This is a genomic window from Streptomyces hygroscopicus subsp. hygroscopicus (genome assembly GCF_001553455.1).
Classification (GTDB): domain Bacteria; phylum Actinomycetota; class Actinomycetes; order Streptomycetales; family Streptomycetaceae; genus Streptomyces; species Streptomyces hygroscopicus.
Window position 1 is genome coordinate 43234 of sequence record NZ_BBOX01000167.1, and the last position, 6417, is coordinate 49650.

The window sequence follows — 6417 nt, forward strand, 5'->3', positions numbered from 1 at the left end:
CCCGGTGTTGTGTACGGCCGTACGCAACGCTGTGTACGCTCGTACGCATGGCATATGTGACGCTTTCCGGAGCCATCCTGGCCGAGATCCTGGCGACCACCTCGATGAAGTACAGCGAAGGGTTCAGCAGACTCTGGCCGTCGCTGGCCACCGGCGCGGGCTATCTGCTGTCCTTCGTGCTGCTCGCGCACACGCTCAAGTCCATCTCCGTCAGCACCGCGTACGCCATATGGTCCGGAGCCGGGACCGCCGTCATCGCCGCCGTCGGCATGGTCTTCCTGGGCGAGGCGCTGACCGCCGCCAAGGTGATCGGGGTCCTGCTGGTCATCGCCGGAGTGGTGGTGCTCAATCTGAACGGCGCCCACTGATGCCCCGCCGCTACGACCCCGAGCGGCGGCAGCGGCTCATCGACGCCGCGATCACGGTGGTCGGGGAGCGCGGGATCGGGGCGCTCAGCCACCGGGCCGTGGCCGCCGCGGCGGATGTGCCGCTGGGGTCCACCACGTACCACTTCGCGACCCTCGACGATCTGCTGGTCGCCGCCCTGGAGCAGGTCAGCGCCGAGTGGGTGGCCGACATGGAGCGCTGGGAGCGTGACACCGCCGCCGAAGTGCCGCTCGCGGAGGCCATGACCGCGCTGGTGGAACGGCTGCTGGAGGGGGACCGGAAGCGGCTCGAGCTGGAGTACGAGCTGTACGTCACCGCCCTGCGGCGCGCCCCGGTGCGCCCGATCGTCGCCGCGTACCTCGATGACACGGCCGCCCTGCTGGTCCGCCGCACCGGCGACCTGTCGGCCGCGCGGGGGGTGGTGGCGCTCTTCGACGGGCTGCTGCTCCAGTTGCTGCTGACGGGGCGGCCGTTCGACCGGGCCGCGGTGCGGGCGGCGTTCGAGCGGGTGACCGGCTGACGCGACGGGGCGGTGCCGGCCGCTGAGACCGGTTCGCCTCCCGGGGCCGCCTGAGGTTAGCGTTCTGACCATGACCGATGCACCCACCACCCGCACCGGCGCCGTCGCCGCCGGTCTCGCCACCCTCACCGAGGACGGCACCGTTCTCGACACCTGGTTCCCGGCCCCCGAGCTGACCGACGAGCCCGGTCCGGCCGGGACCGAACGGCTGGACGCCGAACGCACCGCGCAGCTGTTGGGCGAGAACGCCCTCAAGGCGGTCGGACCGGACCCCCGGCGCGGCGTCGAGGTCGTCGCCGTCCGCACGGTCATCGCATCGCTCGAGGAAAAGCCGCTCGACGCGCACGACGTCTATCTGCGGCTGCACCTGCTCAGCCACCGGCTGGTCAAGCCGCACGGCCTGAGCCTGGACGGCCAGTTCGGCCTGCTGGCCAACGTCGCCTGGACCTCGCTCGGCCCCGTCGCCGCCGACCAGGTGGAGCGGGCCCGGCTCGCCGCCCGCGCCGAGGGGCTTCAGCTGACGGTGACCAGTGTCGACAAGTTCCCGCGGATGACCGACTACGTCGTCCCCTCCGGCGTCCGCATCGGCGACGCCGACCGGGTGCGGCTCGGCGCACACCTCGCCCCGGGCACCACCGTCATGCACGAGGGTTTCGTCAACTTCAACGCCGGGACGCTCGGCACCTCCATGGTCGAGGGCCGGATCAGCGCGGGTGTCGTGGTCGGCGACGGCTCCGACATCGGCGGCGGCGCCTCGATCATGGGCACCCTCTCCGGCGGCGGCAAGCAGACCATCACCATCGGTGAGCGCTGCCTGCTCGGCGCCGAGGCGGGCCTGGGCATCTCGCTCGGCGACGACTGCATCGTCGAGGCGGGGCTGTACGTGACGGCGGGCACCCGCGTCACCCTTCCGGACGGCAAGATCGCCAAGGCCCTGGAGCTGTCCGGCGTCACCAACCTCCTCTTCCGCCGCAACTCGGTCACCGGCACCGTCGAGGCGCTGCCCCGCACCGGTTCCTGGGGCGGTCTGAACGAGGCGCTGCACAGCCACAACTGAGGTCGGCGCGCTGGGTTTCGCCGCCGGGTGCGGGCCGGTGGGTGGTGTGGTGCCCACCCGTTCCGCCAGGGGGCACCTCCCAGCGGTACAACGGGCCTGCGAGGGTGCGGGGGCAAGGGCCCCCGCACCCCGGAAGGCGCCGCTCAGGGGCGCACCCGCACCACCTGCGGGTCGTGGTCGCTGGACTGGTCCGCGAACTCGGCGTTGAGGTGGACGATGTCGTAGTCGGCGCGGCGGCTCAGCGCGCGGCTGGTGAGGATGTGGTCCAGCACCTGTGAATTGCCGTTGTAGACGTAGCCGTAGCGCTCGTCCTTCGGCAGCCGGGTCACCAGATCCGTCAGCACACCGCCCTTGGTCAGCTCGGCCAGCGCGGGCGAGAACTGGTAGTCGTTGAGGTCGCCCGCGACGACCACCGCCGCCTTCGGGTCGGCGTTCAGCAGCTCCTTGACGAAGGTGTTGACGGCCGCGGCCTGGCCGGTGCGCTGGGTCTCCGAGGAGCGGGCCGGGGGCTGGAAGCGGCTGTCCAGGCCCTGGTCGCCGCCCTTGGAGTTGAAGTGGTTCGCGACCACGAACACCGGGCGGCCCCGGAAGGAGAACTGCCCGACCAGCGGCTTGCGGCTGTCCTTCCAGACGCCGTTCGCCGGGTCGATACGGCCCGGGGAGGCCGACAGCGTGGCCTTGCCGCCCTGCCGCTCGACCGTCACCGGGGTGGTGGAGTTGCCGCCCGGGATGTCGGTGAAGGAGACCCGCTCCGGGTTGTAGAGGAACGCGACGCGGATGTTGCCACCCGGCTGCCCGCCGTCCTGGTCGTTCACCGGATCGATCTGGCGCCACTCGTACGAGGGGCCGCCCGCCGCCTTGATCGCGTCGGTGAGCTTCTTCAGCGTGACACCGGCGCTCACCACCCCGTCGTCGGTCGGGCCGTTGTCGTCCTGCACCTCCTCCAGCGCGACGATGTCCGGGGAGGCCAGGTGCTCCACCAGCCCGGCGGCCAGCCGGTCGAACTTCGACCGGGCGGTCTTGGGAGAGAGGTTCTCCACGTTGTAGGTGGCGATGGAGAGTTCGTCCGCCTTCTGCTCGCGGGTGGTCTCCCGCTCGGGGCCGTGGCCGGCCGGCTCGCCCAGCGCGGTGGCGGCGATCGTGTAGCCGCCGAAGTTGTCGTAGTCCAGCGGTCCGGCCGTGGTGCCGGTCAGCGCGTCGCCGACGTCCGCGACCGGGAAGGGGTGCTCGGCGTAGGGGAGGAGGGAGACCACCTTCACCCGGCCCGGGTTCGGGTCGCGGTACGAGCCGTAGAGGGCGCCGCCGCGTGCGGTCCGCTGATGGTGGGGCTCGGCGGTCACCCACAGCTCCTTGTGGGTGTTGGTCGCGCCGACCACGGGCGCGTCCTCGACCGAGACCCGCATGCCCTCCAGCGACTCGTAGCGGTCCAGGGCGTACGAGCGCGGCCGCAGCCGCAGCCCCTCGATGGAGCCGCCGCCGGCGTCCGGGGCGTAACGGCCGGGGATGGTGGAGGGGTTGAGCCGGTACGCGGCGGGCAGCGCGTTGCCCGAGGACCGGACGGTCCAGGTCGCCTTGGACAGCTCGGTGAGCGACTGCAGACCGGCGTCCTTGCCGCCCGGGTAGTACTCCGACACCGTCCCGGAGACCAGCACCGAGTCGCCCACGGCGACCGAGGGCGTGGTCGACCCGGTGAAGACGAAGATCGCTTCGCTGGTGGCCGGGTCGTCGTCGGGCTCGGTGTCCTGGATCCAGAAGCCGCGCGACGAGCCGAAGGCACGTATCGCCGTGACCGTGCCGGGCACGTCGGTCACCTGCTGTCCGGCGAGCGGGGATACCCGGGTGTCGCCCTGGATGTCATGGACGCGGATGTCGGCGGCGGAGGCCGACGAGGGCACGGCCAGCAGCCCGGCCGCGAGGGCGGAGGCGACGACGGCGGTGACGGCGATGGGTCCGCGCGGGGCGCGAGGGGACATGGTGGTGGCCTCCGGAAAGGAGTGAACGGGCGGGGAGGTGGCCTCTACGCGCGTCAATCTCTGTCCTCGCCGGAGAAGTTGTCAAGGGAGGGCCGGTGACCGGCGCATGGCCGGAGCGGGACGGGAGCGTGAACCCGGGTCCGGCACCCGTCCTTCCGCCCGGCCGGTTCCCTCGCCCCGCTGGCCGAATTCACCACTTGCCGTGACGCGGGGCCACATCGGGACGAAAGTGCCGTCCCGTTCCGTCTACGCTGGGGTCCGGGCCGCGCCTGCGCACCCGTGCCGGTACATCCGCGCAGCCGTGCCCCCACGTTCCCCTATCCCGACCGCCCCCTACGCGCGCCGCGACACCGGCGCCCCGAGGAGTGACGTCCGCCCATGCCAGAAGAGCGCCCCACCATGCCGCCCGTGCGGCTCCGCAGCGACGCGGAACTCGCGCGGGACGCACTCGCCGCACCGCTGCTCTCCCGCGCGGTCCGGCTCGCCCGCTGGGCCGAGCCGGGGAAGCCGGTGGCGCCGGGCGGGGCGCTGCCGGAGGGCGAGCTGCGGGCGGCGGTCGAGCTGCTGGGACTCGCGGCGGACGAGGACGGACCGGTGTACGCCGCGCAGGCGTGGCAGCTGGCCGTGGACATCGGGCTGGTCGAGATCCGCGAGCCCGGGGAGTCTTCGGAGGCGGAGGGGTCTTTGGGGGCCGAGGGGTCCTCTGGGGCCCCGGGGTCCTCTGGGTCCTCGGGGGCCGAGGCGGCTGCGGGGGCCGGGGGGTCCTCGGGGGCCGAGGCGGCTACGGGAGCCGAGGTGCCCTCCCGGCCTGGGGACAGGCCCGGGGAGTCCTTGCCGCCCGAGGCGTCGTCCCCGGCCGGGGACGACGGTTTCCGGGCGACCGGTGGGGCGGCGGCCGGGGGCGAGTTCTCCGCCGTCGCGACCAGCGGCGAGGAGCTGCGACTGATCACCGAGGGCGGCCCCCGCGACATCCTGGACCTCTGGCTCGACGGTTTCGAGACAGTGCTGGCCGACGCCGCCGCCCCCGACCTGGCCGACATCGCCGACCAGCTCAGCGAGGACGGTGAACTCGACCTCGACGCCCTCGACTGGAACCCGGAGGAGGAGGCCGAGTTCCTCGACGGGGTACTGGGCAACCTCTATCTGCTGACCGCCCTGGACGAGGAGGCCGCCGCGGCCTCCGTACCGCTGCCCGCGCTGGCCGCCTCCATGATCGTCCCCGAGGACATGGACGAGCCCACCGACGACGTCCTCGAAGAGATCTCCGAGGCGATGGTGCGGCTGGACGACCAGTTCCGGCTGCTCGCCCCGACCGGTCTCATCGACTACCAGCCGGTGGACGAGGCGCTGATCGAGGAGGTGGACGGCGAGGGCCGGATCCACGAGGCCGAGCCGGTCGAGGAGCTGGAGGACGAGGACGTCTCCCGCTACGGCATGGTCCGGCTCACCCCGCTCGGCGTCTACGCCGTACGGTCCCGGATGGCCGAGGCGGGCATCGACGCCCCGGCCGTCGGCGACCTGGCCGACAAGGGCGCCGACATCCTGCTGGACGCCCTCCCCGGCCACCCCGAGCCCGCCGCGCAGGCGGAGGCCGAGCAGTGGCTGGCCCGCCGTACGCCCGAGGAAGCGGCCCGGGAGCTGCTGGCCGCCGCCCGCGGCGACGACGAGAGCGCGCCGCTGCGCCGCCTCACCTGCCAGCAGACGCTCTCGCTGGTCGGGACCGCGGCCGAGCCCGCGCTGCGCGAGGTGCTCGACGACCGGCACCTGGGCGGGCTGGCCCGGGTCTGGCTGGCCGAGCACGGGGCGACGGGGGTTCCGGAGCCGTCGGAGGAGATGGTCTTCTGGCTGACCGTGGACACCCTCGCGGCCCAGCTCGCCACCGAGGGCGACTCGGCGGAGCTGCGGGATCTGGTGCGGGGGCTGGTCGACCAGTCCGGGAGCTTCTTCGACTCGGCCTGGCGGGTGGACCACCCGGCGACGGCGGAGGTGCTGGAGGCGATGGGGCGGCTGCATCCGGACAAAAAGGCGGCCAAGGAGGCGCGCAAGGCCGCCTTCAAGGCGCGCTCGCGGGCCTGACCGCTCCGCGCCCACCGCGTCCGGGCGGGTGCCGACGTCCGCGGGCCGGCCCCGCCCGGTGCCCGTGGGCTGGTTGTCTGGTGTCGGCGGGCCGATTGCCCGGTGTCCATGGGTCGGCCGCCTGGCGTGCCCGGGCCGAGATCGGCCGCCTGGCGTTCGCGGCCGATTGACGCCCCCGTCCGGTCGCCGATGTCTCGTGGCGGGTCGCGTTCGCGGGTCGCGTCCGCGTGGCGTGGTCCGGACGGGCGCGGGCTCGGGGCGCGGGCTCGAGGTCATGCGTCCCCGCCCGTATGGGCCCCGCCCGCGTGGGCCCTGCTCACGCGGGCGGGCGCTCACCCGGCGGGCGCTCACCCGGCGGGCGCTCACCCGGCGGACGCTCACCCGGCGGGCGCTCACGCGGCGGG

The 6417-nt window shown here is 73.6% G+C and carries 5 protein-coding genes; 4 read left to right on the top strand and 1 reads right to left on the bottom strand.

The window, feature by feature from the left end; all coding sequences use genetic code 11:
• The first annotated feature begins 47 nt into the window (after positions 1 to 47).
• The 3 genes from AXW62_RS18755 (at position 48) to dapD (ending at position 1964) form a co-directional block, all read left to right on the top strand.
• Positions 48 to 368, top strand: a complete 321-nt coding sequence (locus AXW62_RS18755) for a DMT family transporter (protein WP_030841030.1) — start codon at positions 48 to 50, stop codon at positions 366 to 368.
• The gene (locus AXW62_RS18760) at positions 368 to 907 is read left to right on the top strand and encodes a TetR/AcrR family transcriptional regulator (RefSeq protein WP_060945529.1); all 540 of its coding nucleotides are present in this window, start codon (positions 368 to 370) and stop codon (positions 905 to 907) included. The genes AXW62_RS18755 and AXW62_RS18760 overlap by 1 nt, the downstream gene beginning before the upstream one ends.
• A 64-nt stretch (positions 908 to 971) precedes the next feature.
• Complete coding sequence (dapD, locus tag AXW62_RS18765) at positions 972 to 1964, top strand: 2,3,4,5-tetrahydropyridine-2,6-dicarboxylate N-succinyltransferase (RefSeq protein WP_060945530.1); 993 nt, start codon at positions 972 to 974, stop codon at positions 1962 to 1964.
• Positions 1965 to 2107: 143 nt separating this feature from the next.
• Here the strand turns inward: dapD and AXW62_RS18770 are convergent, their stop codons facing one another.
• Positions 2108 to 3937 (bottom strand): DUF8508 domain-containing protein, encoded by a 1830-nt coding sequence (locus AXW62_RS18770; protein WP_060945531.1) that lies wholly within the window; start codon positions 3935 to 3937, stop codon positions 2108 to 2110.
• A 378-nt stretch (positions 3938 to 4315) separates the two neighbouring features.
• Here AXW62_RS18770 and AXW62_RS18775 point away from each other — a divergent pair, with 378 nt between their 5' ends.
• Complete coding sequence (locus tag AXW62_RS18775) at positions 4316 to 6013, top strand: hypothetical protein (protein WP_060945532.1); 1698 nt, start codon at positions 4316 to 4318, stop codon at positions 6011 to 6013.
• Positions 6014 to 6417 lie beyond the last annotated feature (404 nt).